Source organism: Ruminococcus sp. (assembly GCF_017650195.1).
Classification (GTDB): Bacteria; Bacillota; Clostridia; order Oscillospirales; family Ruminococcaceae; genus Ruminococcus.
Genome location: NZ_JAGCFH010000284.1, coordinates 1 through 3370, shown reverse-complemented (window position 1 = coordinate 3370; position 3370 = coordinate 1). Strand labels below are relative to the sequence as shown.

Sequence of the window (3370 nt, the reverse complement as noted above, 5' to 3'; positions counted from 1 at the left end):
GCAGCATTTATTAAAGGCAGAACCTGAACGCGGTCAGAGAGCCTTTTATGATAGATTTTTCAATTACGTCTACACTATTGTATTTGCACGCCTTAAAGGATGTGCAGCTATGGAGGATATAGATGAATGTGTTGGGGATGTCTTCGCACAGTGTTTTATATTTTTCGACAAGCAGAATGAGATTAAAGGGGATCTTAAAGCTTTTACAGCCTCTGTAGCGCGTAGAAAAGCAATAGATACATACAGACGTGTTGTAAGACACACTTCGAGGAGCGTATCCCTTGACGAAAACGAGGAGTTCATATCCGATGAGGACATAGAGGATTCCACTGAGCGCAATGAGCTGCGCCGGATACTTTACGCAAAGGTGGATGAGCTTGGAGAGCCTGATTCAACTATAATAATACAGAAGTATTATTACGGGAGGAGTTCTAAGGAAATAGCTGAGATAGTTGACATGACGTCCGATAATGTAAGGGCAAGGTGCAGCAGAGCTGTGAAAAGGCTGAGGGATATGCTTTTTGAAGTAGGATTTTCAAGGTAAGGAGGAGAGAATATGAAGGATGATCTTGATTTGCTGTTCAGTAGAAGAGACGAAGATATAGAGAGAATCTCTGAGAAATATCAGGCAGTCGGGAAAAAGAAAAAAGAACAGATATATAAAATAAGCAAAAGAAAGTATGATATATTAAAAAACCAGGAACTGTCAGACGGAGATTTCACTGTCGAGGCATCTGGCGTAGAGCGCTACAGACGTCCAAGGATGTACAGCGCTTTATGTGCGGCGGCAGCGGCAGTGGTTCTCGTCGGTGGAATATCCGGAACGTACCTTTATTCAAAATCAAACAGACCGGATAAGCCCAGCGATGCGACGAGCAGCGGTATAACTACCGAAATTGCGGTGACTGAGTCAAGCCTTAACATAGAAATGGACCCGGTTGTCGATGAGCTGGAAGAAAACCTTCGGCATATCATGAAAGCCCGTTATACAGACGGGGCAGATTATGAAAACGGCTGTGCTGTCAGCTTCCTGTTTGATAGTATTGATCCTGAAACTAATGAGATGTATAAAAAAGAAAAGAAATATTTCAGGGTAACAGATGAAAAGCTTGATACACTGGAGAAAATGTCGGCTTTGCTGCGCTCAACCTTTACTGACAAACTATGTTCGTATTATGAAGGAAGCGATCTCAGTAAGTACGCTGACGGCTATGACTTCGGCGATGATAGTTTGGCGGTTAAGAATCTCAAGCCATTTATAACATATAATGGTCTTGTGCTGTCAGAGCTTATGGACTATGAGGGAAGTTATGATTATAAATTTGCAGAATTGTATGATTTCAGTTCATACAAGATGGTTTCCTCGGATTATTCAGATGACATCTCAAGTTTTGAATGCTATTTTGCTGACCATGATATATACAGTGCTTATGCCGACGAATCGACTGGTAGCTTGATATGCAGTAGAGTTTATCACGTTCCGAATAGCGATAATATATATGCCTATTTCCTTCTGAAACAAATAGGAGGCACATGGAAAATATCAGATTACAGTGTGATTGATGATAGCGAAAGAATTAGAAGGATGCGTGAACATTTAAACATGGACAATGTCGAGACGACCACTGCTTCTGAGCAGGAAGTGGAGGAATGTTTTGCCGAGCTTCAGTTGCATAGTATGATGAAATTTGACAGCGATGATGAAGTTGAACGGTATATCGACGATATTCGCGAAAAGTACATTAATCAGCCGACGGAGTTCAAAAAGGTGGATACCGAGCGGTATATTCAGCAGATATTCGGCGCTTCAAATTATGAAGAGTACAATTCGCTTGAAAACAAGAGCTATATATATCACGTGATGCTTAACAGCAAATTCTATTTTGACACTGCTGAAGGTAAGGCGGAGAGTGATCTCGGCAATTACGAATTCTCTATAGACAACCGTAGCAGAAGATATTATTCTCGCACTGATGAAATGACCCGATACGAAGGTGGATGGACTAACAGCAGTTATGAACTTTATACAGATAACGATTTTTCAGGATATATTGACCTAAATAGTAAAAAATACGAAGCATGGACTCTCAGCGATGAAGAAATTCAGTGGTATGAAGCAAATATACCGGATAATGACAGAGTAGTAGCTTTTGATGATGAAACCGGTACAAATTATGTGCCTGGTCCCTACGGAGAACCATCTATAGGTCTTGATTATCTGCTTATCCAGTCTTTCTATCCGGACAGCTGCCTTTGCGATTTCTCATCATGGAGCATTGACGGCACAGGAGTGATACTTGGCAGGAAATGCGCTCATATAACCATGAAATCAGGGGGCGATACGATAATTATGTATGTTGATCTGGAAACAGGTATCATACTTAGAAAGAGTATAAATCGTCCAGACAGTGATGACACTCAATATGTTAACATTACAGAAATAAAACTCAACGAACCTGTCAAAGTGAAGGAGTTTGATGCTACAGGATATACTCCTGAAACGTAGTTTGAGGACAGAACATATAAAATTGTATTATATGAAAAAGCCATAAGGAATTGAAGTGATTATATTAATCATCATCAATCTCCTTATGGCTAATTTCTTATATTTTGATCGAGCAGGTGCAGTTGATTTTTATTCAAAGGCAGACAGTTTTGTCACAGCAGTTTAAGCAGCTCAGGACGAACGCTGTCAAGTCTCGGGTCTGAAAGACCAAAGTCCATAGCCTTGTAGTTCCATGCTGCTCTGCCTATACCGTGCTTTTCAAAAACTGAATTTATGGTCTTATACCATTTTATTGTGTCGTTTGGAGTAACAACGTCTATGCAGCCGTATTCACCGCAGTAAAGACTGCTCCCGAACTGTTCAGCCTTGGCTATAGCAGTGGAGAAGAGTTTTTCAAAGTATTCTGAGGAAGCAACGCTTTCCTCGAATGGGATGCGCTCCTCCGGAACTATCTCTGTGGTCCAGTAAGCACCCTGATGAGTAAACTTTAAAGGCTCGTAGCAGTGCATATTATATATAACGTTCTTGTCAAATGGCTCGTCAAGGAACTGAACGGTATCTGCGCTGTTATTGTGATAGCTTCCTACGAGTATAAGTATATCCGGAGCGATTCCTCTGATTCTGCGTATGCACTCCCTTGCAATTCTGTTCCATGCGTCGATAAACTTTTCGTCGGTGACCTCGTTTAGAAGCTCAAAAGCTACCTGAGGAGTCAAGGAGCCATAGCGCCTTGCGACTTCTTCCCAGAGACGGTAGAAGCGTTCCTGATAGTCCTTGCTGTCAAAGAAGCCGCTCTCGTTCTCGTTGTAATAATCAAAGGAAAAACCGGCTGTTTTATGTAAATCGAGTATTATGTTAAGACCG

The 3370-nt window shown here is 41.4% G+C and carries 3 protein-coding genes; 2 read left to right on the top strand and 1 reads right to left on the bottom strand.

Annotated elements, in window-relative coordinates:
* Both J6U00_RS12845 and J6U00_RS12840 read left to right on the top strand, forming a co-directional pair.
* Window positions 1–544: sigma-70 family RNA polymerase sigma factor (locus J6U00_RS12845; protein WP_296582444.1), on the top strand; the 544-nt coding region annotated here is incomplete at its 5' end.
* A 12-nt stretch (window positions 545–556) separates the two neighbouring features.
* Complete coding sequence (locus J6U00_RS12840; protein WP_296582442.1) at window positions 557–2506, top strand: hypothetical protein; 1950 nt, start codon at window positions 557–559, stop codon at window positions 2504–2506.
* Window positions 2507–2658: 152 nt separating this feature from the next.
* On the opposite strand, the gene J6U00_RS12835 is transcribed toward J6U00_RS12840, so the two are convergent.
* Window positions 2659–3370 (bottom strand): cellulase family glycosylhydrolase (locus J6U00_RS12835; RefSeq protein WP_296582440.1); only part of this gene is annotated, 712 nt, incomplete at its 5' end.

Bases quoted from the DNA above. Each gene is read 5' to 3' on its own strand.
- J6U00_RS12840 (WP_296582442.1), top strand. From the start codon at position 557: ATGAAGGATGATCTTGATTTGCTGTTCAGTAGAAGAGACGAAGATATA.